The following is a 25,615-nucleotide window of genomic DNA, read 5'->3' on the forward strand; positions in this document are numbered from 1 at the left end:
CCGTCCCGGTTGACCCACCTTGCAAAAAGAGGGAGCTTGCCCTCACGAAGGAGATTCAATGCATTTCGCTACTCAACCAGCAAGATAGCTAAACCAGTTATTAATCCCCTGAAATGAAAAAATGTGGGTAATGGTTAGCTCAAGGGAGGGATGGAGGCAGGGTCGCTCCGAACTTTTTTGTAAGTCGGGGATTTTATTGAATTACAAAAGCCCCACAGGGGCGATCTGTTTATAGTAGATCCATGTTCTTTTTATTAACCTGGCCTCAGAGGAGCCGGCCTGTTGGTAGACAGGTCGCCCCACCAGGGCTATAGAAAAGGAGAAGGAATATTCTTCCTATAAACAGGCTGCCCCTCCGGGGCTTACCCAGGTTATTGGATTTAAAATTTAATAGGTTCAAGTTAAAAACTGCAAAAATTATAGAGTCCCACTTTTTCAAGTTGAGAAGGATACTTTAAGAGGGTCCTTGCCGATAACCCATGAAGTCATTGGGTACGGAGAGGAGGAGAGCTATGCGTCCCCTGGCTTCTCTGGGGACTTCGGCTTACCTCACTTTTTGTAAAGACAGGTCTGGTATTAACTTGAAAAGATAGGACTTTTACTTATTGACGAGACCTTATGGCGCTCAAGAAGGTGGTTTCCCTGGGTGGAAGCTCAGGTCCTCGATTGGTGTTTGAGAGTATCGGATCTTTCCCGGATATTCAGCTTACAGCCATCGTTGCCACAACAGATACCGGAAGCAGTACGGGGATCATCCGTAAGAATTTTTCCATTCCCGCTCCAGGGGATCTGCGGGCCACCCTGGCCCTCATGGCGGATCCTCCGGAGGCTTATAAACTTTTAAAAGAATTGTTTGAATATCGGCTTCAGCCGAGTCTTTCAACGGACCTTAGGAACATGGCCTTCGGGAATCTCTTTATTACAGCCTTAGCCGAGTTGTTGGGAGATTTTGATGGGGCTATTCAATGGCTGCATCAGTTCTTACAAGTCCGGGGAAAGGTTTTACCCGTTTCCCTTCAAAGCACCCATATTTGTGCCGAGTTGGAAGACGGGTCTATTGTAAAGGGAGAGTACTCCATCCGACAACCCCACAAACCTCCCATTAAAAGAATCTTCTTGGAAGATCCGGAGGCTAAAGCAAACCCGGCTTGCCTTGAAGCTTTACATACGGCCGATCTTATCGTAATAGGCCCCGGCTGTCTTTATACCAGTCAGATCGCCTGTCTGGTTTTTCCTGGGATCGTAGAAGCCATTCAAAAATCTTCCGCCAAAAAGGTTTACATTTGTAATACAACGACCTATCCGGGTCAGACCGATGGATTTACCTGCTTACGTCATGTGGAAGAAATTATGGCCTACCTTGGGAAGAATGTTCTGCACTATGCCCTCATCAACCAGGGAACCCCTTCCCAAGAGGTCCTGGACTTATATGCACAGGAGGGTTGTATGTTTATGGATTTAACGCCGGAAATGCGAGATCAAATTCAGAAGTTAAATATCCGTATCTTGAGTGGTTATCTCTTAGAACCTGAGAGAAAAGAGAAAAGAAAGCTTCACAAGTTGGATACCATCCGGCTGGATCCTGGGAAGGTTGGGTTACTCTTATATCAGATCCTAACCTGTAAAGAATAATCAGAACCAGCGCTTCTTATCTACGATATTCTTTAAAGGTTCACCTCCCATAAACCGTTGAAGGTTTTCTTTTACAACGTGGATTCGGCGCTCTGCCGTATGAGGGTCTTCTCCTGCAGTATGGGGAGTTATAATGACATTTTCCATGCCCCAAAGGGGATGGTGAGAAGGGAGAGGTTCGATTTCAAAGACATCCAATCCTGCACCGGCAATTTCACCGTTCTGCAAGGCTGTAGTTAAGGCCGCCAAATCCACCACCACCCCGCGCCCCACATTGATAAAGTAAGCGGTTTTCTTCATCTGCCTGAACTGGGCCATACCGATCATTTTAACCGTCTCGGGGGTTTGCGGTACACACACTACGACAAAATCGGACTCTGCTAAGAGCCTGCTTAATTTATCGAGTCCCCACAACGCCTTAACAAATCTGGGTTTTCTTTTCTTGATGGCATCGACCGCAAGGACCCGCATCCCGGAAGTTGCTCCCCGTCTGGCCACCTCCGTTCCGATTCCACCCAACCCGATAATCCCTAAGGTCTGGTCCGCCAGATGGATGACAGGGACACCCCCCTGCCATTTTCGTTGGAGTTGCCGTCGGAGGTAAATATGAAACCCACGGGCAAAACACAGAATATATCCCATGACATGATCTGCAATATGATCGCTGTAAATCCCTTGCATATTGGTGAGAATCACGTCACTTTCTACCAATGCGGGGAACATATAGTGTTCAAGCCCCGCAATAGGCGTTTGAATCCACCTCAATTTTTTCGCCTTTGCCAAAAGGGCCGGTGTAATGGTTCCATACATGGCATCTACCTCGTCCATAACCTCAAGCGCTTTCTCTTCTTCCTGGATATTCAAAACTTCAACCTCCTTTGAAACGGATTGGATCTCTTGAAGGGATTTCTCATCTATTGCGGGATAAATCAGGAATTTCATAAGGTATACTCCTTTTAGAAGTGATCTTTTAAAGTCAAAGATTTTATATTAACTTTAAATGGGGAGATATGGAGCGTCAAGGATTTTATCCACCGGAAAGTCATTATTTTTTCTTTTATGGGACCCTATGTCGGAGGGGTTCCAATTTCAAAAAGTACGCCTACGACGCCTTAACCATTCAAGAAGCCAGAACTTTAGGAGAACTTTATCGCCTTCCCCAGGGGTATCCGGTCCTGCTGCCAGGTTCTACAGGATATGTTTACGGTGAAGTCATGACCTTTCCAGATACCCGGAAAACCCTGGAACGATTGGACGAGTTGGAGGAATATAATGAGAAAGATCCTGAAGGAAGCTATTACCTTCGGGTTTTAAAGGACGTTGAGATTTTGGAAACCGGCGAACACCTCCAGGCCTGGTGCTATCTGTTTCCGGAGAGTCGTCGTAGAGAGCTGGAAAAGATTGCTGTCAGGCTTCCTACGGGATATTGGGATCCAACCGAACTTTAGGGCTCTTTCTTTATCGAACCCTCCGTCTCAACACCCGACTGAGAACTTCTTTAGCAGCACGTTCACCGGATTCAGTAGCTCCGTTCATAAATCCTTGAAAATCAAGACTTGTATGTTCTCCGGCAAAGTGGAGGCCCTTAACCGGTTCCATTTCGGCTCCTGCCAGGGTGGTATATTGACCCGGTCTATAGCAGGCATAACTTCCTTCAACGAAAGGCGCCGTCGGCCAGTGGTAACGGGCAGCTTGCCCGGTATAAGCCGTCGTGGCTCCGGGGAAAATTTTGTTGATCTGGGAAACGAAATCGGCAGCTTGTTCCTGAGGAGTCCCCTTACCGACCGTAATTCCACGCTTTCCTCCCACGAAGTTTGTCAGAATTCCATGTTTACCGGCCTGTCCACGGCTTGTGTCCCAAGAGGATTGATAACTCAGATCTGAAAAAGTACTGCCGTTACTTCCGGCCATCTGCCAGATCCGTTGGGAAAAGCCTGCAATAATCTTCGCATTGGTACCATAGCCCAGGGTCTCTATAGCCAGTCGCTTAACCGGAGGGAGTGGGACCTGGATGTTAACCTGCCGAAGCATGGTAAAAGGGATGGCCAGAACCACCTCGTCGGCTGTAATATCTTTGGCCTTACCGGCCTGGTTAACCGTCAAGCGATAAGTCCCATTGGCAAGCTGTCGGATGGCTTCCAGGCGAGTTTCAAACTCGATGGGTCGCCGAAGTCGCTGGGCAAGTTGCTTTGGTACACTATCATTACCTTCGGCGATATGGAAGCGCTCATCACTTTCCCCGAAGAGTTTGAAGTGATCTGGATCGGTTCCGATCAAAAAGAGTAAATTCAGAGCACTTTGTTCATCCACTTCAAGGCCGTATTCCCCCAGATAGGCTACTTCCAGTAAAGATCCAATGACCCCGGTTACACCCCGTGTATTTAACCATTCGGCGATACTGAGACGGTCCAGGGCTTGACCATTGTGGGGGTTTTTATAGGTCACCGATCCATCCCCGGTAAGGGTTGCAAGATCTTTCAGAATAAGCGCAGCGACCGGACGAAAATTTTCTACGATCTCGGTATAGGGCACAGAACGGTTTTCAAAGTAATAAACATCCGAGACCAAGTTATCATCGGCCTTATGGACATCGATCAGTGTAAGTCCTAGTTCCTTAACCAGACGCCGAAGCGAGGTGTGGCTGGTATCGATGAACTCACCCCCCAGCTCTGCAATCTGGCCGTCAGGAAAGGCCTTACGCAACGTAAACATACGTCCTCCCACCCGGGTATCTGCCTCTAGCACACGGGCCTGGATCCCCGCTTGCTGAAGTCGATAAGCACAGGTCAGTCCGGCACAACCTGCACCCACAATGACAACCCGGGGACCCTCGGCGGCCATTACCGAAAATTCTGGAAACACTTTATCCACCACTATCCCGGCTACGACGGCGGTGGCTGTTTGAAGGAACCGACGGCGACTCCATTGAACCTCGGCAATCTGTTCAAGCCCCTCCGTTGTGGAAATACCTTTCGTTTCAAAGTATGCGGCAAGTTTTAAAGCACGTTGAATTTTAGAAAAAAGTTGGGTTCTGGCCATGACCAATCCTCCAAATCGATGGGTAAAAAAGCGGCCTCTTTTACACGGCCTCTTCCATATCCAAAAGGTCAAAATCGGTTACCACACGACTGACGCGTCCATCCGGGCCGTATCCCAGGTAGGTTGCATAAAAACCATCTCCAAAGCCCGACGAAAAGGCTATGAGATTTGCTCCATTGGAAGGATTCATACATATATTCATCCAAGACCAGGAGGGAAGGTAGGTTTTTTCAAACTCCGAAATTAACCTTTCCCGATAGCCCTCTTCATGTTCTAATTTTTCCATAAGTATCTGAGCCGTTTCTGCATCCATAAAACATCCCATTTCCGAATCAACCCCATAACCAAATATCTCCCTTTCCCTCAGGGAGCCCAGATCCTGACCCGGAATTGTAGCCATTTCCCATCGTACGGGCATCTCAGAACCTGTCTGGATCATAGCACAGACAACCCTCTCATCCCCGGTATCCAGGAAATGGGCAACGCTTAAAATAACCGGATAAGAACCCGGTCTAAAACTTACCGTAAAGGGTTTGGGCTCCGGACAAACCAGGGGATCACAGGCAACTAACTTGCCTGAAGTCAAAACCAGCTCCCCAATGGGATGACATTTTAAAAGGATTTCTTCATCTGCAACCACTATTTTTTGACCATCCTGAAAGGCCTTGGAAAAGTCGGGATGTTTCATAGGTTATCCTCCAAACATCATCAAACAGATAACGTATAGCCGGGGTTTACCTCTAGATTTGTCGTCATTATAAAAATTAATGAGAAGGATGCAAGGGGAAAATGCCGGGAATCGAAAGAAAGAATTCTCAAGCTAAAGATTTCTCTTCCTCAACCAGCTTGATTCAAACGATCCAAAGAAATAACTTGACGGAGTATTCCTCCGACAGATATATAACAGATAGATAAAAGCTATACTTTCAAGGTTTAATTTTGCAAAAATAACGATTAGAGAAAACGGACTAAAGTATCCGGCTTCGATTTAGTCGTCAGCGAGAAGGGAGGAGAGTCAGTATGCATAAAGATGTTGTCATTATCGGAGGAGCCCGGACCCCTTTCGGGAAATTCTTGGGAAGTCTCAAAGATATAGACTCTGTAGAGCTGGCCACCGTAGCCTCTAAGGAAGCCATGAGGCGGGCTCGAATCACACCGGATCGGATTGATCATGTGGTCTTTGGGAATGTTATTCAAACCCATAAAGGATCTATTTATTTAGCCAGACACATCGGCTTAAAATCGGGGGTTCCGATTTCAACTCCGGCCCTTACCGTAAACCGACTGTGTGGTTCCGGTTTACAGGCCATAGTTTATGGAGCCCAATTGCTTTTGTTAGGTGAAGCAACCTTTGTACTGGCGGGTGGAACGGAAAATATGAGTCAGGCCCCCTATGTTTTACGTGGAGCTCGGGAAGGCTTCAGACTCTCATTTGCCGGAAATGAGCCGGTATTGCAGGATTCTCTAGGAGACGCTTTGGTAGACACATACCACGATACGCCCATGGCCATCACGGCTGAAAACTTAGCACAGAAATATCAAATCACCCGACAGGAAGTAGATGAATTTGCTTTGCGGAGCCAGATGAAAGCCCGGGCGGCTATTATGGAAGGAAGACTTAAGGAAGAGATCGTCCCCATGGAGATAACGGACAAAAAAGGACGGACCTCTATTTTTGACACCGATGAACATCCCCGTATGGATACCACCCTGGAAGGACTTTTGAAATTACCTCCGGTATTTAAAAAAGACGGATGTGTGACGGCGGGTAATGCAAGTGGCATCTGTGACGGTGCAGCAGCTGTTGTTTTGACCACGGCAGATATAGCCGAAAAAGAGGGCCTGACCCCCCTGGGAAGATTGGTTAACTGGGGGCTGGCCGGTGTAGATCCCGATATCATGGGAATCGGACCGGCAGACGCTACCAGAATCGTACTGAAAAAAGCAAATCTGAGCCTGAAGGACTTAGATCTGATCGAGATTAATGAAGCCTTTGCCGCCCAATATTTAGCCGTAGAGAAAGAATTAGGCCTCGACCGGGAGAAAGTGAATGTAAACGGTGGCGCCATCGCCTTAGGGCATCCGGTAGGCGCCAGCGGGGCCCGGCTGGCTTTAACCCTCCTCTATGAACTTCGACGTCGAGAAGCTAAATACGGTCTGGCAAGCCTCTGTATCGGAGGTGGGCAGGGAATCGCAGCGATTTTTGAAAGAATATCGTAGGTCAAACGTCCTTGTTTGACAATGGAAAAGACTCTTTCGCCTCTAAGACCCAAAGGTACTAAGATGTGCTAAAACTCTGAAGGTCTTTAGGTTCCTTCCAATCGGTAGAAAACAGGCTTAATGCCTTTGAGTCTTAGGGTTCCGGATATGCAAATTAAACATGTTGGGGTCGTTGGATGTGGATTGATGGGTTCGGGTATTGCCCAGGTTTGTGCACAAGCCGGATATCCGGTTACCGTAAGGGAGATTTCCCAAGATTTGCTGGATAAAGGACTTCAAAGTATCCATAAGTTTTTGTCAACCGGCGTTGAAAGAAAGAAGTTGACCGAAGAACAGAAAAATCAGATCCTGAGCCGAATTAAGGGAACAACTCGACTGGAGGATTTGGGGAATTGTGATTTGATCATTGAAGCCGTGGTAGAAGATATTCATATAAAAAAGGAAGTGTTTGGTGCACTGGACAAGATTTGTCCTTTTGAAACCATTCTGGCCAGTAATACCTCCTCCCTGACGATTATTGAGATGGCTGCGGCTACCCGTCGCCCAGATCGGGTTGTAGGCTTGCATTTTTTCAATCCGGCTCCCTTGATGAAATTGGTCGAGGTGGTACGAACCATCGCTACAAAGGAGGAAGTCTTTCAGACAGCCTTTGAGTTTGTAAAGTCCCTGGGGAAAGAGCCTGTAGCGGCTAAGGATAACTCTGGATTTATCGTTAATTTTCTACTGATTCCTTATCTGCTGGGAGCTATTCGGGCTCTCGAAAACGGATTGGCTTCTAAAGAGGACATCGATAAGGCCATGAAGCTGGGCTGCGGATACCCCATGGGGCCCTTTGAACTCCTGGATTTTGTAGGATTAGATACCACTTACAAAGTGGCCAATATTTTCTTTGAAGAATATCGAGATCGTCTTTATGCTCCACCCCCCCTGTTGAAAAAAATGGTTCTGGCCGGTTATCTGGGACGAAAATCCGGGAAAGGATTTTATGATTATCCCAAGTAACTACACACAGATTTCCCCCCTTCCTTTCTGAAGTAGGTTTTTCTTAACACCTAACCCTCTCATCCCCATACTCCTTCCCCCCGTCCACGGGGGGATACAGGGGGGTATGGGGATGAGAGGGTTAGGGTAGGCAATCCAACGGTGGGTCCTCCAAAACCATTTCGTCGAATGATGACACTACCATCCGTATTCTCGAGCTACTGCGGATCGTGTAGGGGATAAGGTTTAGGAAGAAGTATCTGGAACTTTATAAATAATCACCTCACCTTGATGATAAACCGGCTCAAAGGTGGTGTTAAATCCTTCCAACCCCACCGGGCTGTAAGTTTGCCTTTCCAGGGAACCTACGTAAATGTACTGAATGTGATATTTTTTTAATAAATCTTGAACGGTGGACTTATCCGGAGCTGTATAAATCGTCTGAATGTCCTGGGTGCGTTCCATAATGGATTTCCAGGTTTGATCCCGCCAGAGAGCTTCATGATTCCCCCAACCCAATACAGTTGGAAATCCTGTATTGGTGGAAACCCTCCCATAGAAGGAATAAGGTTTCCCGGTGGCTTCTAAAATAACAGGTTGCCCGGAGAGGTTTTCTTTTAGCCATTTTATAGCCCGATACTCTTGAGGATAACGAAATTGAATATACAGGGTACCGTCCAGGGTTGGAAGATAGGGAAGGCCTCCATGTTTTGAATCTTTGAATCGATTACATTTCTCGTAGGTAGCGGCCACGGGATAAATAACCAGAGCTACCAGCAAAAACATGAAAACATAATCCCAGTAAATTCGGACTTTTTCCTTCAAAAACCCCTGGGTATCGATCTCATAGAGTAGATAAGGAACCCCTATGGATAAGAAAATCCAAATCTGATAATAAAATTTGAAGATAGTGTTCTGCCGTTCGAGGGGATGGGCGTAAAAATCCTTAATATATATCAACTCGCATCCTATCAAAATCGCCGTAGCCACGAAGATCAATCCATAGATAAATTGCGAAGAGGCTTCTCTCTCCTGTAAGGTTAATACTAAAAATAACAGGGTAAGGGGCAAGGTCAGAGGAATAACCCAGGTATTAAAGACAAGGTATAAGATGGGAAAGGATAACAAAAGACCTCCCCACAGGGTCCTTTGAACATCTTGCGTAAAGGAACCTAGGATATGTGTGAATTTACAGAAGGCAAAGGTGACCAGGATAAACAAGAAAAACCCATAGATAATGAGGTAATAAGCCACCCCGGTCCGTTGAGAGCTTGAAACCATTCGGAGGCTACTGAGAGGAACCTGAGATTTAAAAGATAGATGGAAAGGCAGGTACAGGATATAACTCCCGGCCAGTAAGACTAAAAAGGTGAAGAAGGTCCATCCAGCATAAGCAGATAATTTCGGTTTCTGGAAATGCGGGCCAGAAGTTTCTGCCTTTCTAAGATTTCCTAGGAAAAGGCACAAAAGGGTTAAAAGGAGATACGTGGGAAAATCCCATGTGTTAAGAAAGGGAGTTGCACCAAGGGAGAGACAGAAGGGGAGAAGGGGAAAAAGGGAGCGTGGAAGAACGCGAGGGTGAAAGAGGGAAAGGAAGGAGGAAGGGAACGGCTCTTCCCCTTCTCTGTTCCTGTTTTCGCCCTTTCTCCCTTTCTCCTTTTCCTTCCAGGTCACCTCATACAACAGGGAAAGAAATAACAAGGCAAGGGGGATCGACATAAAATGGGCATGAAGATCTCCCAGTAAGAAGCTGAAGAAGGGGAACTCGTTGATAGTATCTGGAATAATCCGGGAGCTTCTCCACCAGTCAAAGGGAAACAGTCTTCCTCTCTCCAGCCACTGGATAAGGGCATCGAGATTACCTGCCAGGCACAATAAAAACCCGGTCAAAAAACCATAACGAAATCGCCCTGTTAGCTTAAAACCCAGACTAAATGCGCCCACGAGGGATAAAGCCGGTATAGTGGCTATGGCTAAATTAAATCCGATGGAAGAGGGAATCCTGGATAATTTAATGACTTGAGCCCAGATAAAATAGCCAAAATAATAATAGTTAAGAGATTCTCCGGCAAACCAGGTATCCAGGGGGGGAAGGGTTTTACTTTGTAAAATAGCGTTGAGGAAGGTGAAATCCGGCTCCTTTTCCGCTCCTGTAATATCTGGATTATAGGATCGGATAAAGGCAAAGACCGAATAGGCCGATAAGAAGATAACTTCCAGGAGGAGCAGCAGTTTAAGGTTTCGTTGAAGGAACTTGATCAGATCCTTACGATGGGGTTGGACGAGTCCGAAACCCACTCCTAAAACGAGAATAAAGGCTACTGACAACCAGGCCGTTGTAGTCTGATAAGGGAGCAGATGCAGGCTGGTGAGAAGCCAGCTTATATAAGCACAGAATAACAGTCCCTGGATTTTAGCCAGGGCATAACCCCGGTCTGGAAAACTGGGAAAAAGGCGATAAGAAATGGGAAAAGTACTCCATGCCAGAATCTGGAGGATAAGATACCAAATAAACAGGGATAAAAATTCAGAATTCATAAACGTTACTACCTAACCAACCCTATACAGGGTAAGTTCTAAGGATGTCAGGTGGCTGAACTGTGGGTATCATAAAATTGTTTTTACTAAAAGTCAATCAAATCCAGGAACTTTTTTCTAATACCGGCTTCAAACTGGTGAGCTGCTTTACTCTCCTTTTTTGGAGCTTTAGCCTACGATTCGAGCTGTTAAAAGTCATCAAACTAAAGATATTCGGATAATGGGTTGGGTTGGATCGGTTATGAAGGGTGGGATTTGCTATGACGTTCTTTCAGAATTTTAACCTTCAGGTTTGGACAAACTGTCAAACTAGGCTGTTCCCTCCGGGGGAAGAAGGAGTAGTATTAAATCCCAGACAGAATGTCGAAAGAATCTGGTTCGGTTTAGATAGATTTCGATTCAGAGTGGGAAAACGGCCATAGAGAACCACCCCTACCGGGTTCTCCTTCAAGATTATAGGAACCTACAAGATAGGGGCCTTCTCTTAGGCTGGAGACCGGTAGAATAAAACGGTATTCTACCGGGTTAACGACGATTGAGACGAGATTTGGAATTTAAACGGTTAACATCTCTGATCTGTACAGATTCCTTGGCTGCAATGGGAGCCTGACCAACTCCTGACGTCTGGTACTGTGGCCATCTCGCATTCTCTGGATTAAACGCAACACGGTCCGATGGTAAAGGTGGTGTCACGCTCCCAAATCGGGACGTATTTGAAAGACCGTTGTTGTTAAACCAGGGCCACCGTGCACCTTCCGGATTAAAGGCAGTTTGATTTGAGTTCTGTCCTCTATCCGGTAGTAAAGCAGGTGGAAGGGGTGTTACAGGCTCAGCGGTCGACTGATTGAACCAGGGCCATTTAGCCGCTGCCGGATCAAATTCTGTACGATTTCCATTACCAAACCGATCCAGAGCTGTAACTCCGGTCACCGTGAAAAGCAACAGGCTTATCACCGCAACAAAAAAGATAGACTGAATTTTAAACCAAGACATACTGTAACCTCCTTTTTTTAAGAATGTTGTGGGTTATACCCTCTCCGTGTTGGAATGTAACATAACTGGTAGGAGCAGTTCTCTATGGCTATCCTGTTAAAAGGCAATACCGTAAGGTCGTCCTACCCTTTATGAAACATTTTCACGGTAAATGGGTAACCATTAGACATTTTAAATTATCTCCAAATTTTATGCCAGAGCTTTTAAAGCAAAAAAGCCCTCCCTACACAGGGAAAGGCCATTGATATTCCAGAAATTTTGACAAAAAGTCGTTGGTTTCTTGTTTCTGACTCCACTTTTTATGACACTACTTAGAAGTTGAGAAGTTTTCCTCAAATTTTATTTTTGACTTAATCCGCTTCCTTTCCAGCTTCTTAGGAACTCAACCAGCAACCGTACTCCAAAACCGGTTCCTCCTTCAGGAATATAAGGTTTCTCTTCAAAATTGCGGGCCACATTGGCAATATCCAGGTGAACCCAGGGAAAACCTTCGGCAAAATAGCTCAGGAAAGCTCCCCCCATAATCGTACCGGCTCCTACATCTTCGGTAATATTTTTTAGATCGGCTATCTTACTCTTGGCCAATTCCCTGTAATCCTCCCATAAAGGAAGTTCCCAAACCCGTTCACCGGAAGTTTCTCCGGCCTGACGGATCTTATCCAGAAGAGATTTATCATTTCCCATCATAGCGGCTGCAACCCGACCGAGGGTAATGGCGCAGGCACCGGTAAGAGTTGCCAGATCAATAACGGCCTGGGGATTGTATCTTTTAGCATAGGCCAGGACGTCCGCGAGGATCAACCGACCCTCCGCATCGGTATCTAGAATTTCGATGGTGATCCCGGAGAGGGAAGTAACGACATCACCGGGTTTTGTGGCTTTACCACTGGGGAGGTTCTCGGCAGCTCCTATCAATCCCACTACGTGAAGGGGGAGATCCAGCAGCGCTATAGCCTGCAGGGTACCTAACACAACCGCGGCTCCGGACATATCGGTCTTCATCTGGTACATCCCCTTTGAGGGTTTCAGAGAAATTCCCCCACTATCAAAGGTTACACCCTTACCGGCTAAAACTATGGTACCCAAAGCCGAACTACCCTCTGGTTCTTTGCCGATTGCTGCTTGCTTCGGATCGTGTTCCAGAATTACAAATCGGGGAGGCTCTTCGCTTCCCTTTGCAACGGCTAACAAAGCTCCCATTTTAAGATCTGAGATCTCTTTTTCCGTCAGGATCTGACATCTTAAACGGCAGGTTTCGGCCATCCGCCTGGCCTGATGGGCCAGCTCCGAGGGAGTCAGGATATTCGCCGGCGTATTAATCAAGTCCCGAGCAAAGTTAACGGCTCCTGAGATAATCCGGGCCGTACGAATTTCCTCTTCTACTTCTGCTAACCTTTGCTCATCGGTGCAGATAAGGATCATGCGATCTATCTCCCTGGCATCCTCTTCTTTCTTAGACTTATAGGGATCAAATTTATAGAGTCCCAGTAACGTTCCTTCAACCAAAGCCTGGGCTTCTCTGGGATTACCTGTTCCGGGAAGCAGAGTCGCAAAACTGGTAAATCCCTTCCTTGAAATTTCTTTTGCAGCCTTACCTGCCGCACGACGGAGGGTTTCCAGATTAAATTCCTCTTTTTTTCCAAGCCCTACAAGCAGAACGGCTTTTGCAGTGAGAGTCGGATCGGTTCCCTGTTTGCTTAAATAAATCAGTTGGGTTTCCAGGACCTTTCCTTTGAAGTTGTTTCCTTGCAAGACCCGATGGATCATCCCCTGGAGGGATTGATCCAGGGACTTGACAGGTTCTGTGAGATCTTTCGTTTTCTCAAAAAAATTCAAAACGAGGACGTCCACAGACTCCTCGTGGATCTTTCCTGTTCTGGCCAGAATCTGTTTCATATTTCTACTAAAATCTTCCAAATGGTTGGATTGAAGAGGACAAGATTTGCCTGTGATTGGGTTTCTGTCTTTACATAATCCAGCATTTCCCAGATCCGATCTTCGGTAGGCGGAACTACCGGAAGCCCATCGGTCCAGCCTTTCTGGAAATAAAACTCAATAGCTTCTAGAGAATCCTTCACTTCAAACCTTCGGGATAGCAATTCTCTGCTGGCATTTAGCTCAAAAATCAAAGAGGTAGAAGGTAAAAGCCATAAAGCAGCGGCCGTTAGGCAGGTTTGTATAGACTTCAATCTCCCATAATAGGCGTCGGTCGACCGTTTTCATCGACCGCCACGTAAATAACTTCAGCCTCCGTTACCCTAACCTTGGATTTATGACTCGTTCCACGTTCTGCTTCGACTATAACGTGGACCGTTAAAGAGGTGCGCCCTACCCGAATGACCTGGGCATAAAAACTTACCAGATCTCCCACATATACAGGGGCCACAAACTCTACTTCCCGCATGGCCTTGGTAACAAACCTTTTAGGAGCGTATTTATGGGCCTCTATCCCCCCGGCCAGGTCAATATAGCTCAAAATAACCCCACCAAAAATAGTCCCAAACCCGTTGGTATCCCGGGGGAGCATCATCACGCGAATAGCTGGCTCTTGCACAAATTAATCGATGCCAGATAAGGGATGACCCTTAAGGTCAGAAGTTAAAAGCCAGAGGTCCTTCCGGCTTCTAACCCTATCCTTTACCCTGCATCACTCGGTGAGAGGGTTTTGATCAGATTCCCGGTTTTGGCGTCCCAAATGCGAATAGTATCGTCGAAGCTGCCGCTGGCCAGATAATTACCATCCGGGCTGTAAGAAACCGACATAACCTGTTTGGTATGCCCTTTAATTAACAACTCTAAGTTTCCCGTTTCAAGATTCCAGATTCGAATGGAATGATCATCCTTTCCCCCTCCACTGGCCAGGTGCTTTCCATCCGGGCTATAAGAAAGACTCATCACAGATCCCGTATGACCCAGCAGCCTGTGAATTTCCCTTCCTGTCTGGGTATCCCATATTTTGATGGAATCATCAAAACTTCCGCTGGCTAAATAGGAACCATCTTCCAGATAAACCAGGGTTTTAACATGTTTTAAATGCCCTTCCAGTATAAATTGGGTCTCTTCCGTTTCCACATTCCAGATTCTGATCTTTCGATCCATTCCTCCACTAGCTAAATAGCGGCCATCTGGACTGTAACAAACCGTAAAGACCTGATCTGTATGACCCTCCAGGGTTTTTACCTCTTTAGTAGTCAGATTACAAATTTTAACCTGCCTGTCCCGACTGCCACTGGCTATACTCTCTCCATCAGGACTATAAACTACACTGAATACATCTGCCGTATGGATTTTTAAGCTGTATAATGCTTTACCCGTTGCCGCTTCCCATATTCGAATACTTTTATCTCTACTTCCACTGAGGATGTACCTTCCATCTGGACTGTAACAGACGCTATACACCGCATCATAATGTCCCCCCAACATCATGACTTCTTTGCCGGTTTGAACTTCAAAGATTTTTACCTGGCTATTGCTACTACTGGCTACCAGATAATTTCCATCTGGACTATAAGCAACACAGGTAACTTTAATCATTTTAACCTATCAGAATTCAGAGGCCAGAATTCAGAAGAAGGAATACAACCTCTTAACCTAGTTTTGCCCTTCTATCCATCCGGGAATGATTCCGTGGGTAAGATCTAAATTCTGACTCCTGAGTAACTTCTAAAACGATTTACAGTTCATGGTACTTCAAAATCTTCAACATCACTCTAGGCTGACGGGGATCTAACTTTTGCCTGACTTCATAAAACTCGTTGAGTTTAGTTATTTCTTCTGAAACGTAGGCCTGATAGGCTTCATGAACCTTTTCCAGGGTCCAGTCGACTCGGGTTGGACTCCAATGATAACCCTTAGAAAACTCCATAGGATCATTCTCCACCTGAGTGATATAATTTACGGCACATTTTGTACAAACAGCATAACCTTGAAACCACCAATCTCTGCGGAGCTCGCGCTCTGAACCTTCCACCTTCTCGTAATCACAGCTAAAAAAGCGTACATTTAACCTGTTTCCACAATTCAGGCAAGGTTGTTTCTTTAATATTTCTACAGCTCCTCTGGCATTTCCAGGGGAAATAAGATCATATTTGAAACGATCCCACAGTCCCATTTTTGCTTGTGGGTCCATGTAAATACAGGAGCAATTTCAGACAACCAGCTTATCCACCGGTCATTTTGGATTAAGACAAGGACCCAGGACCTCTTTATTCTAAAGATAGCCAGGGGACCTGAAAAGTTCCAGGAATTTCAATAATAGTTGTAAAATTCGAATATAGAGCCTCTTTAAGGGCAGATTTTAGTTCTGAAGGATCCTTTAATCGAATTCCTCGCGCCCCAAAAGCTTCTGCAAACTTTACAAAATCAGGGGTATAGAGATCTACCTCAAAGCTACGACCATATCGAATTTCTTGAAAACCCTTGAGAACCCCATAGCTTCTGTCGTTAAAAATTAGTATGGGAATATTTAGCTGATATTTGACTGCTGTAGCCAGTTCCTGGCAAGTAAACATAAACCCCCCATCTCCACAAAGGGCTATAACCTGTCGGTCAGGATAGGCCACTTTAGCTCCAATTGCAGCAGGTAAGCCAAACCCCAAGGTGGTAGAACCATAAGGATATAAGAACGTCCGTGGCCGACGTACTTTAAAATACCGCCCAGTCCAGTAAGTCATAATGGTCATATCATTGGCCACAATGGCATCTGGCTCTAAAACCTCTTGGAGATCCCAAACTATCTGGAGTTCTTTTTCCCGACGGCCCGACTTGAGAAGCCCTTCAATTTCCTTTTTCAACTCAGTCACCGTATTTTGTACTTCTTCCCATTCAGAGACTCGAGATAGATTTTTTTCTTTTAGTTCCTTCAAGATTTCTGCCAAAACTTGTCTGGCATCCCCCACAATACCTACCTCGACCGGATAGTTTTTTCCGATCTCTTTCTCATCCAGGTCAATCTGGATCCTTCGCACCGGTAAAGGTAACCGCCAATTATCGGTGGTCGCTTCACCCAGTTTTGTCCCAATGATCATTAAACAATCGACTTTAGATAGAAATTTCTGTACGAAGGGACTCTTCACCGGATTTCCTCTATAGATAAGGAGTCCATTTATACAACCCAGGGCCAGAGGGTGATCTTCGGGGAGGATTCCCTTTCCCTGAAAGGTTGTTATAACCGGAGCACTCAACCGTTCTGCAAGCTCACGGATTTCTAACTCAGCCCCTGATCGAATCGTTCCACCGCCGGCTAAAATTAAAGGATTTCTAACTTGATGTAAGATGTCTATCGCCTCTTTAATCTTTTGGGGATCACCGGATCTCCTCGTCCACGGAACCTTCTCCGGGATAGTTATCTGACCTTCGCTACTTAGAATATCTGTGGGAATTTCGATCTGTACCGGCCCGGGTCTCTGGGTTTTTAATTTTTTGAAGGCTTCCCGGATCACGGAAGGGATTTCCTCCACTGACTTCACGCGATGATTCCATCGGGTAACCGATTTAAACAGATTATAATGATCTTTAACTTCATGAACCCCTCCTTTTCCGCTATCCACCAACTTAGAATGAATTTGTGCCATGAGAATTAAGACCGGAGAAGAGCTCGCGTAGGCTTCCATAGCCGGGGTAATGACATTACCTCCCCCTGGACCCGGGGTTATTAAACAAACGCCCGGTTTTCCGGTTACCCTTGCATAGGCATCGGCCATAAATCCGGCTCCCTGTTCGTGCATAGTCTGAATGTGACGGATCTCGGGGTAATCTATCAACACATCATAAAGAGGTAGTGCATGAACTCCAGGAATCCCAAAAATAACTTCGGTCCCCTCTGCCTTCAGGGTTTGAATAACTGCCTCTGCTCCCTTCATCCGATAGGATTTCCCTGACAGGCTATCTGTTGGTTGTTCCGGTTTTGCTTTGGCTGCAAACCTCTTTTTATCGATAATCGCCCGTTCATGGAATCCTTCCCCGATTTTTTCCCTTTCGTTATAGGCTTCTACTTCGAACATACAGCGTCTATCACGGATCTCGATCAACCGGGATCTGGCCGTAACCTTCATTCCTATCGGGGTTGGTCTCAGGTGTCTGATATTCACGGCTGTTCCCACAGAACTTTCTCCTTGATCTAAATAGGGCTCTAAGAGCTTCCTGGAGGTATCTTCCATGAGTCTGATCATGGAAGGAGTCGAGAAAACCGAGGGATACTCGGGACCTAAGTACGTGATTCCCTCTTCAGGTGCTACGGTAATCGTCTGTTCAAAACTTAATCCAACTTTAAGTCCTTCTTTCATGGGTTATAACCCACGAATTATACGAATCACATAAATCCGTTTAATCCAGGGTTGTAGGAGATTTAAAGCCTGCCTTCTTTAGAATGATCCTGTTACCTGTATTTAATGCGATGGGGTCCCTGTTGTCAAGATGCAGTTTGGACTTACCCGGCAAACCTAGTCGGAAATAAACTTTTTATTGACGGGATCAACCTTTCTTTTATAAAATTTAAATAGTTATTCACTCTAAAAATCCAAAGAACGTAAAAGGAATAAAGGGGGCTAGGGAATTGAACGAACTTTTTCAAGCTTTGGATCTGCTCTTAGAACAGATGATTTCCCAGCAAAGGGAAAAAGTCTACCAGGTTGCTCAAGAAATTAATCCTCGATTAACTCGGGAGGATATCCTGGATCCTCCCGGTTTTCCAGAGCTGGCTTCCAACCCCAGGTTTAATTATGAAGATGGTATTCTGGCCGGGCTGATCAGTGCCCAGATGGCCCTTCGGGCTCATATACAACGTTAAGATGAAACAACATCCTATTTTTGCAGCTACCTATAACTGGATTATGATTCCGCAAGAGTGGTTGGGTCTTGGGAAGCAGAGACAAAAAGTGGTCTCGGCTGCAAAGGGAAAAGTCTTAGAACTGGGGATTGGAACGGGATTAAACCTTCCTTATTATCGGGACGTCGAGAAAGTCGTAGGGATTGATCCAGAACCCCATATGCTTGAAAGGGCCTATAGGGAGTTAAAAAGGGCTTCCGTATCAGTTGAGCTTATCCGGTGTAGTGCCGAAGACCTTCCCTTCAAAAATTCTAGCTTTGATACGGTTATATCAACGTTGGTCTTCTGTTCAATTCCGGAGGTAGATAAAGCAACCAGAGAAGTTCATAGGGTCTTAAAACCTGCCGGAACCTTTAGATTTCTGGAGCATGTCAGGACCAAAACCCCGATTTTGGCTAAAGTTCAGGATGCCTTAACTCCGGGTTGGAAAAAACTCTGTGCCGGTTGTCATCTGAATCGGGAGACTCTGTCCATTTTCCGACGAAACGGTTTTGAGATTATGGAATTACAGAGCGTCGTATACGATGTGGTATTACGAGGTATGGCTAAACCCCAGAGGATCTCCTAACGAAAGGGAAATGAAATTTTTCCGAAATAAATCTTCCGGAATCCCGACCCAGAGAGAATTCCGGATTCAAAAGGAGTAGGGACGACCAGCCGGTCATCCCTACAAGAGCTTATCCGGTCTATGGGATCAGAGGGGGTAGGTAGGGTAAAACGCATTATCGGAGAGGATGTCCTGCTCCACCTGTGCCGGAAGCCTGTCCCCCGCCCATTGCTTTACCGGTGCCGGTAGCACTCCCTTTGCCAATAGCAATTCCCCTACCAGAAACGGTGCCGGTTCCTTTTTTAGCACGGACTTTACCGTGATTACCTCGATAGATAACCATTCCGGTACCGCTGGCACTACCTGTACCCAGGGTTGTACCACCACCATGAATACTGCCGGTTCCCCGAACTCCGCCTCTTCCACTCACTTCACCGGCCATAACCGGAACAGAGAATATAGCCAACAAAACTACCATACATATGGCTATAAGCATTCTTTTCATAAGGCACCTCCTATTTATATTGGGTGAAATTTACCTGAATTCCCTTGTAAGTAACCCATCGTAAACCTTTGTAATAAATTCCCAAACAATCAGTAGAAGCGAGTTTCTACCCTATCTCTATTCCCACGACTACGAGGGTAGAAATCTTAAAATTATTCAGGATCGTTTGTTTATTACCTCAGCCTTTTTTCAACCTGAGTAAGATCATTCTACTTTAGAATGACGTACTGACCTGAAAAAGGTTCCCAATAAATTATCTTGGCCGGAGATGCAGGTTAAAAAAGTTCTCAGATTCTACCAGTCCTGATTCGGACAAACCGGTTGAATAAATAAACCTGAGAGGAAAAGCCATCGGTAAGAGAGGAAGTGCAGCGGAACAGACATCCGCTGCAGCTCAGGATCAGGTGGGTTTCATCTTTCCATAAAAATTTAAGTGGAGTTATTGCTTAGTATTGCTCGTTGATCCAGTATTTCCGGTTTCTGTAGTTGTTCCGGTATCGGTACCTGTATGGGAGTCACCATGATGTCTGGGATTACCGGCTGTACCCGTCCCCGTGGCAGCCCCTTTACCTGCTGCAGTACCCTTACCGGAAGTAGTACCTTTACCTATGGCAACGCCTTGACCAGAAACACTTCCTTTTCCCTTCTTAGCATGAACCGTAGTTTTCTTCTTACCTTTTCGAGTCCGTTTCTTACTTTTGTAAACTACGACGCCGGTCCCCGTGGCACCTCCAGTCCCCTTGGTTATTCCCGTACCTTCGGTGGTACCTGTACCCTTCGCACCGCCGGTTCCGGTTACTGTATTTCCGGTTTCCGTATTCTGAGCTATACCAGGAACAGAAGACGCAGCCATTAGGGCTGCCATGGATATTGCAATCACGGTTTTCTTCATAACTTACCTCCTTGGAGGGCCCGAGAAAAAACGCCGAAGGTTTTTAATCCGGCCCTTGTTTTAATTCTCCTGAAAACGGAATAACACCAGCTCAAAAGACGTAATCCTTTGAGAAAAGTTTCTATACCTGTTGGGAATTATCACTCAAGACCTTATCCAACAGATATCTAAAACCCTCTCTGGGGATACCCAAAAGGGTTTGCATCTTTTCGACTTTCCTTACTCCGTTTCAACAACTTAAAAATTATCTACCCGGTGTACGAGCTAGGCTAACTAGAAAACATAACATCTTGTCCGTAGCCTGGTTTCAGACTCCTTCTGGGAACATACCTCCATCAGGCTCTCTGCTCCGAATCCCCTTTACGACCAGGCAAAGTTTCTGAATCTACCTTTTAAGGTAGAACCCGGGAGCGAGAAAAACTGGTCACGGATCGAAATGTCAGGTTTAGCGTGTATTTTTTAATTCTTTTAGTCTTAAGTTTATTTAATTTGACAATATGGAATTACTAGCTTAAACTCATAGACTAAAATATCATAAAAAATACAACTACTGAGAATCTGGTATCATTTAGAATCTGAGTCAAGGAGAAAGATAAGTATGGATATAGAAACTTTTGTAAAAGAACTGGAAGCGTCTAACAATGAACTCTTAGATCAGCTAAGGGCTATGGATGCCCGTAAAGCTTTTGGAGAAGGAAATCTGGATGTTAGAGACCTTTTAAAAATTGCCCTTAAAAACGAGATCGAGGCTGCAGAAATTGCGGCCAGGTGGATAGGAACTACCCCTCAGGCGGAAGTAAAACTGGCCTTTGCTCGTCAGGTAGGTGATGAAGCGAAGCATTACCGGTTAATCGAACAGCGACTCAAGGAGTTGGGGGTAGATCTTACCGGATTTGATCCTCTGGCCCAGGGATATAGCCTCCTGTTTCAGTATTTGACAACCCTTACAGATACCGTTGAACGTGTAGCCGCAGGACAATTTACCCGAGAATCGATTGCCCTTATTAAGAACCAACAATTCATTGATTTTTGCGAATCTATAGGAGATCAGGCAACCGCCGGTCTTTACCGGGATATCATCCAACCGGATGAGCGGTTTCACCACGAGCTGGGTCGACGTCTTTTGCTAAAATACGCTTTAACGCCTGAACAGCAGGAACAGGCCCGACGTGCGGCGGCACGTACTTTAGAATTAGCCGAAGAACTCCAGGACCTTGCCTGGACCAGGGCCAGGATCCATCACGCCCCGGGATGCTGAGAGGTTTTTAGATCGGTTCTGAAGGCTCAATCCACTTTCCATGGGCTTTAATAAGCTCGATCAACTTTTCGTCGGCAACTTCTTCGGGTATGTTTCGGGCCACCCGTTCTTTCCCGACATAGAGATCTACCCGCCTGGGGCCTGATCCAACATATCCAAAATCGGCATCAGCCATCTCACCTGGACCATTAACAATACATCCCATGATGGCGATTTTAACCCCTTTAAGGTGGGACATCTTAGACTTAATACGTTGGGTGGTAGTTTGGAGATCGAACTGGGTGCGACCGCAAGATGGGCAGGATATAAAATCGGTTCGAGATATTCGCAATCGGGTAGCCTGAAGCAAATTATAACTCACTTCAAGGGCTTCGAGAGGATCATCGTATCCGGCTATCTGGATGGCATCGCCGATTCCATCGCATAGCAGAGAACCCAATATCACCGAAGCCTCCAGGAGAGGATCTTCAGTTTCAGGAGTCGGACTATACCTTAAAAGGAGGGGAACGTCCATTCCCGAAAAATCCAATTTATCAACAAGCTTACGGTAGGCAAAGATCATTTGAGAGGTTTTCAGAGAGATAAGAACATTCTCATAATTCTGATCCAGACCCAGTCCAACAAGCTGATAGCACGTCTCTACAAGACCTTCGAGGGTTTTTCCATGGGTCTTTAAGATAAACTCAGGAATCTGGGCTTCATCAACATCCCATTGAATCGTCCTCTGATACGTCTTGGCCAACTGGATATACGGTAGAATCCGAGATTTCCAATCTGAGCTGGATCCTTCTGGATCAGGACTCAGGTTGATTTTATCAACCTCTGGAAGAATACGACAGATAGGATCCGGATCTATCAGATGAGGAGAAATTTTAAGGGCCAGAGGGACTCGACCCGAAACCATGGGCCCGGTTTCCGATTGAATAAGGGGAAGGGATAAGGACCTGGAACCCTGAAGGTTTCTTCGAATTTCTGTTACATAATCTATTTCTATGTCCTTTTCCAGGGAAAGCTGAATAATCTCAGAAGGTGGACAGTTTTTGGACTTCGGATTTAGAAGTCGGTCCATTTGCTGTAAGGTAGCTTCTACATCTGAAATCGGCGTTGTAACGGCAATTTCTACCCGGATCGGATGGGTATTTCCGAGTTTAAGACCGTTTAAATCCAGTTCCCGGGTTTTACGACGGGAGTAAGTGTAAGGATTTCGTAGGGAAGCAGGCATAGGGGAAAGTAGGGGTTTGGGAGAAGAGAGAACAATGGGCGTCCTGGCCTCTCTATCTTTATGGTCTTCTTCCTCCATCTTTCCGTACTTCCTTACTTTCTCGAGCAAATCATTATACTTCTTAACCAAAGCATAGGCCACAGGAATTTCTGCAACCGGATCTTCCGTTAAAGAGACGCGAATGGTATCTCCGATCCCATCTTCCAACAGGGAACCGATTCCAACGGCGGATTTCATACGTCCATCCACCCCATCCCCGGCCTCCGTCACACCCAGATGAAAAGGATAATCCATTCCCAATTCAGCCATCCTGGCAGCCAACAACCGATAAGCCTGGATCATAATCAGAGGATTGGAAGCTTTCATGGATAGAACCAGATCCCGGTATCCATATTTTTCACAGATTCGTACAAATTCCAGAGCAGATTCTACCATGCCCTCCGGAGTATCCCCATAGCGGTTCATGATCCGATCTGAAAGGGAACCATGATTGGTTCCGATCCTCATGGCAACTCCATATTGTTTAGCTTTTAAAACTAAGGGTTTAAATTGGGTCTCTAACCGTTCCAATTCCCGGGCGTATTCGCTATCGCTGTATTCTTTTTGCTCAAAGTGTTTCCGATCTGCATAATTTCCCGGATTAATTCGAACCTTCTCCACATACTCTACAGCTTTTAAGGCAGCATTCGGGGTAAAATGGATATCTGCTACCAGCGGAACTTTAATACCCCGCTCTCGTAAAGCGGCTTTAATATTTTTCAGGTTTTCAGCATCGGCCAGAGAAGGCACCGTTACCCGGACGATTTCACAGCCGGCTTCCACCAATCGGATGATTTGATCCACCGTGGCAATGGTATCCTTTGTATCCGTGGTAGTCATGGACTGAACCCGAATAGGATAATTTCCCCCAAGGGGAACATCCCCCACATAAACAACTCTTGTTTTTCGGCGATAATAGGTATAAGGGTCTTGACAATAAGGTAAGATGTTAATCATAGAAACGAGAATCAGGATCAGCCTCCAGGAACCGGAATTCAAAACATTCTGATCCCTGAGCCCTTATCTTTAGATCACCTTTAATTGGTACTTGCAATGAGCTTCCGAAGTACCTGAATATGTCCTTGAATGATATCTCTATCCGGTGCATCGGGTACCATTTTTACATATCGCTCCAAATCCGCCAATGCCTGGACGTAGCGCTCCAGATTGTAGTACAATAACCCCCGATCTCGGATCTCCTGAGGATGGTTAGGATTAATAAGAAGAATGCGCTCGATAGCCGAAAAGGCTTTGGAATAGTTTTGCTCGCGAATATAAATTCCCTTAAGGTTTTGGAGCACTCGAGTTAAGATCTGTTTTTTAGTAACTATCGCCAGAAACTGCTCCTGAAACAAGAGGGCACCACCATAAATCTGATCTAACCGGGTCTGGCAGTCTGCATAAGAAAGAATGGCTCCTTTATTAAAGGGATCGATAAGGATTTCTCCACTTTCAGAGGGACTCTTAACCAGGAAATGCCCGGGAAAACCGACCCCAAAGACCGGGAATTCGATCCTGCGCCCGATTTCCATGTATAAGATAGAAAGGAGGATAGGAATACCTGTCTTCCGGTCCAATACCTGGTTCAAAAAACTGTTTCGAGGATCGTAATAGTTTTCTGTATTGCCGGTAAATCCCTCCTCCTCAAAGAGATACCGGTTCATGGTTTGAATAATCCCTAAGGGGCTATGAATCCCTTCCAACCAGTTTCTGACTTCCTCAGCCATCCTATCTAATCTTCGAAGATATTTCTCTACCTCCAGATCCGGATATTCTTCCCTGGCAATGAGGAGAGCAGCTCTATCCAGCTCAATCTCGCCTTCAGAACGCCGCATCATCTCGACAAAGAGCTGACGGGTGCTGATAGATTGCATCAGTTAAGTAGGGGAGTGTGGGAGTGTGGGAGGATGGGGGTGTGGGAGTGTGGGAGTGTGAAAGCAGGAAATTTTTTGTGGTAACGTCGCGTTAGCTGTTTATGGGATAAAAGAAAATATGGAGGTGAGGAGTACATTTATACTCTTACATCCCCATCCTTCCCTACTTCCACACCTCCACACTCCCACACCCCCATCCTCCCACACTTCCACATTTCCACCTAGAATAATTTTTCTGCTTCTTCTATATTATAGCTCTCTAGACTGGGAATGACCAGATCAGCACCGGCAGATTTAAGAGCTTCTTCGGAATAGGTATTCAAAACGGCTAAGCATTTCATCTGGGCACTTTTGCTGGCCTGAACTCCGGCTAAAGAATCTTCAATAACCAGACATTGGGAAGGACGAATAAGAGGGGCTGTTTTCATAATTTCTTGATTAATTTTTTTTAATGCCTTAAGGAAGCCCTGGGGATGAGGTTTGCTATGTTCGATGTCCTCAGCGCTTACAATAACTTTAAATTTATCCCGGATCCGCGCAGCTTCCAGTACAAACTCTATCTCGTTTCGCAAAGCTCCAGACGCAATAGCTGTTATATACTTTTCTGCCGTCTTTGTTATAAAATTGACCACCCCGGGGAACAAAATCAGATGATGATGTAACTGTTCCTGATAATACCCAGCCTTACGTTGGGCCAGGTTTTCAATCCATGCAGGATCCAAGGGTAAGTTCAGATCCTTCAAAATAGCCCGAAAGGCATCTAGGTCATCATAGCCCAGATATCTGGCATAAAAAGCCTCTCGGGTTAGAGGGATTCCTTCTTCCTCTAAAACCTTTCGAGTTGTTTCGTAGTGCATCCCTTCGGTATCTACAATAGTACCATCAAAATCAAAAATAACGGCTCTGAGCAAGACTCTTCTAATCTTGAACCATGAAGATCACGAAAGGACATGAAAATTACGAAACAGGAAAAGGTCTATATAAGGTGGAGAAGAGGGATCTTTTCACATTTCGTAGGCTTTGGTTTTTTCGCGCTCTTTATGGTCCAA

The 25,615-nt window shown here is 45.8% G+C and carries 23 protein-coding genes; 7 read left to right on the plus strand and 16 right to left on the minus strand.

All coding sequences use genetic code 11. From position 1 onward, the window contains the following. Nucleotides 1–618 precede the first annotated feature (618 nt). Nucleotides 619–1,632 carry a gluconeogenesis factor YvcK family protein gene (locus VNM22_05910; protein ID HWP46678.1) on the plus strand — a complete coding sequence of 338 codons (1,014 nt, stop codon included), beginning with the start codon at nucleotides 619–621 and terminating at the stop codon, nucleotides 1,630–1,632. On the opposite strand, the gene VNM22_05915 is transcribed toward VNM22_05910, so the two are convergent. Further along, the gene (locus tag VNM22_05915; protein HWP46679.1) at nucleotides 1,633–2,574 is read right to left on the minus strand and encodes a D-2-hydroxyacid dehydrogenase; all 942 of its coding nucleotides are present in this window, start codon (nucleotides 2,572–2,574) and stop codon (nucleotides 1,633–1,635) included. It lies immediately after the preceding gene. Nucleotides 2,575–2,642: 68 nt separating this feature from the next. On the opposite strand from VNM22_05915, the gene VNM22_05920 reads away from it, so the two are divergent. Further along, a complete protein-coding gene (locus VNM22_05920) occupies nucleotides 2,643–3,080 on the plus strand; it encodes a gamma-glutamylcyclotransferase family protein (protein HWP46680.1) in 438 nt (145 codons plus the stop codon). A 10-nt stretch (nucleotides 3,081–3,090) separates the two neighbouring features. On the opposite strand, the gene VNM22_05925 is transcribed toward VNM22_05920, so the two are convergent. Together VNM22_05925 and VNM22_05930 are read right to left on the minus strand one after the other, a co-directional pair. Then, a complete protein-coding gene (locus VNM22_05925; GenBank protein ID HWP46681.1) occupies nucleotides 3,091–4,671 on the minus strand; it encodes an NAD(P)/FAD-dependent oxidoreductase in 1,581 nt (526 codons plus the stop codon). 40 nt (nucleotides 4,672–4,711) lie between these two features. Next, the gene (locus VNM22_05930) at nucleotides 4,712–5,359 is read right to left on the minus strand and encodes a DUF4241 domain-containing protein (protein HWP46682.1); all 648 of its coding nucleotides are present in this window, start codon (nucleotides 5,357–5,359) and stop codon (nucleotides 4,712–4,714) included. Nucleotides 5,360–5,691: 332 nt separating this feature from the next. Between VNM22_05930 and VNM22_05935 the strand changes: the two genes are divergently transcribed. Then, nucleotides 5,692–6,891, plus strand: coding sequence for an acetyl-CoA C-acetyltransferase (locus VNM22_05935; protein HWP46683.1), 1,200 nt, complete (start codon nucleotides 5,692–5,694; stop codon nucleotides 6,889–6,891). Nucleotides 6,892–7,038: 147 nt separating this feature from the next. Continuing rightward, nucleotides 7,039–7,893 carry a 3-hydroxybutyryl-CoA dehydrogenase gene (locus VNM22_05940; GenBank protein HWP46684.1) on the plus strand — a complete coding sequence of 285 codons (855 nt, stop codon included), beginning with the start codon at nucleotides 7,039–7,041 and terminating at the stop codon, nucleotides 7,891–7,893. A 225-nt stretch (nucleotides 7,894–8,118) separates the two neighbouring features. On the opposite strand, the gene VNM22_05945 is transcribed toward VNM22_05940, so the two are convergent. The 8 genes from VNM22_05945 to VNM22_05980 form a co-directional block, all read right to left on the minus strand. After that, nucleotides 8,119–10,410, minus strand: coding sequence for a DUF2298 domain-containing protein (locus VNM22_05945; protein HWP46685.1), 2,292 nt, complete (start codon nucleotides 10,408–10,410; stop codon nucleotides 8,119–8,121). 525 nt (nucleotides 10,411–10,935) lie between these two features. Next, nucleotides 10,936–11,403, minus strand: coding sequence for a hypothetical protein (locus VNM22_05950; GenBank protein ID HWP46686.1), 468 nt, complete (start codon nucleotides 11,401–11,403; stop codon nucleotides 10,936–10,938). Between the two features lie 339 nt (nucleotides 11,404–11,742). Then, a complete protein-coding gene (locus VNM22_05955; GenBank protein ID HWP46687.1) occupies nucleotides 11,743–13,299 on the minus strand; it encodes a leucyl aminopeptidase in 1,557 nt (518 codons plus the stop codon). After that, nucleotides 13,296–13,592: a hypothetical protein gene (locus VNM22_05960; protein ID HWP46688.1), complete on the minus strand. Its 297-nt coding sequence runs from the start codon at nucleotides 13,590–13,592 to the stop codon at nucleotides 13,296–13,298. Before VNM22_05960 ends, VNM22_05955 begins: the two co-directional genes overlap by 4 nt. Beyond that, nucleotides 13,589–13,957, minus strand: a complete 369-nt coding sequence (locus tag VNM22_05965; GenBank protein HWP46689.1) for an acyl-CoA thioesterase — start codon at nucleotides 13,955–13,957, stop codon at nucleotides 13,589–13,591. The genes VNM22_05960 and VNM22_05965 overlap by 4 nt, the downstream gene beginning before the upstream one ends. Before the next feature lie 83 nt (nucleotides 13,958–14,040). Continuing rightward, a complete protein-coding gene (locus tag VNM22_05970; GenBank protein ID HWP46690.1) occupies nucleotides 14,041–14,937 on the minus strand; it encodes a WD40 repeat domain-containing protein in 897 nt (298 codons plus the stop codon). 139 nt (nucleotides 14,938–15,076) lie between these two features. Continuing rightward, nucleotides 15,077–15,514, minus strand: coding sequence for a hypothetical protein (locus tag VNM22_05975; GenBank protein HWP46691.1), 438 nt, complete (start codon nucleotides 15,512–15,514; stop codon nucleotides 15,077–15,079). A 94-nt stretch (nucleotides 15,515–15,608) separates the two neighbouring features. Beyond that, nucleotides 15,609–17,687, minus strand: a complete 2,079-nt coding sequence (locus VNM22_05980) for a thiamine pyrophosphate-dependent enzyme (protein ID HWP46692.1) — start codon at nucleotides 17,685–17,687, stop codon at nucleotides 15,609–15,611. 269 nt (nucleotides 17,688–17,956) lie between these two features. Here VNM22_05980 and VNM22_05985 point away from each other — a divergent pair, with 269 nt between their 5' ends. Together VNM22_05985 and VNM22_05990 are read left to right on the plus strand one after the other, a co-directional pair. After that, nucleotides 17,957–18,190: a hypothetical protein gene (locus VNM22_05985; GenBank protein HWP46693.1), complete on the plus strand. Its 234-nt coding sequence runs from the start codon at nucleotides 17,957–17,959 to the stop codon at nucleotides 18,188–18,190. Between the two features lies 1 nt (nucleotide 18,191). Then, nucleotides 18,192–18,797: a class I SAM-dependent methyltransferase gene (locus VNM22_05990; GenBank protein ID HWP46694.1), complete on the plus strand. Its 606-nt coding sequence runs from the start codon at nucleotides 18,192–18,194 to the stop codon at nucleotides 18,795–18,797. Between the two features lie 154 nt (nucleotides 18,798–18,951). Here VNM22_05990 and VNM22_05995 read toward each other — a convergent pair whose 3' ends face one another. Together VNM22_05995 and VNM22_06000 are read right to left on the minus strand one after the other, a co-directional pair. Continuing rightward, on the minus strand, nucleotides 18,952–19,281 hold the full coding sequence (locus VNM22_05995; protein HWP46695.1) for a hypothetical protein: 330 nt from the start codon (nucleotides 19,279–19,281) through the stop codon (nucleotides 18,952–18,954). A 439-nt stretch (nucleotides 19,282–19,720) separates the two neighbouring features. Further along, a complete protein-coding gene (locus VNM22_06000; GenBank protein HWP46696.1) occupies nucleotides 19,721–20,173 on the minus strand; it encodes a hypothetical protein in 453 nt (150 codons plus the stop codon). Between the two features lie 598 nt (nucleotides 20,174–20,771). On the opposite strand from VNM22_06000, the gene VNM22_06005 reads away from it, so the two are divergent. Next, nucleotides 20,772–21,431, plus strand: coding sequence for a ferritin-like domain-containing protein (locus tag VNM22_06005; GenBank protein ID HWP46697.1), 660 nt, complete (start codon nucleotides 20,772–20,774; stop codon nucleotides 21,429–21,431). Between the two features lie 7 nt (nucleotides 21,432–21,438). On the opposite strand, the gene ispG is transcribed toward VNM22_06005, so the two are convergent. The 3 genes from ispG to VNM22_06020 all read right to left on the minus strand — a co-directional run bounded on the left by ispG (nucleotide 21,439) and on the right by VNM22_06020 (nucleotide 25,477). Further along, nucleotides 21,439–23,649, minus strand: a complete 2,211-nt coding sequence (gene ispG / locus VNM22_06010; GenBank protein HWP46698.1) for a (E)-4-hydroxy-3-methylbut-2-enyl-diphosphate synthase — start codon at nucleotides 23,647–23,649, stop codon at nucleotides 21,439–21,441. An 80-nt stretch (nucleotides 23,650–23,729) separates the two neighbouring features. Next, nucleotides 23,730–24,566 carry a tetratricopeptide repeat protein gene (locus VNM22_06015; GenBank protein HWP46699.1) on the minus strand — a complete coding sequence of 279 codons (837 nt, stop codon included), beginning with the start codon at nucleotides 24,564–24,566 and terminating at the stop codon, nucleotides 23,730–23,732. 221 nt (nucleotides 24,567–24,787) lie between these two features. Then, the gene (locus VNM22_06020) at nucleotides 24,788–25,477 is read right to left on the minus strand and encodes an HAD family phosphatase (protein ID HWP46700.1); all 690 of its coding nucleotides are present in this window, start codon (nucleotides 25,475–25,477) and stop codon (nucleotides 24,788–24,790) included. Nucleotides 25,478–25,615 lie beyond the last annotated feature (138 nt).

Source organism: Candidatus Limnocylindrales bacterium (assembly GCA_035559535.1).
In the GTDB taxonomy this organism is placed as follows: Bacteria; Moduliflexota; Moduliflexia; order Moduliflexales; family JAUQPW01; genus JAUQPW01.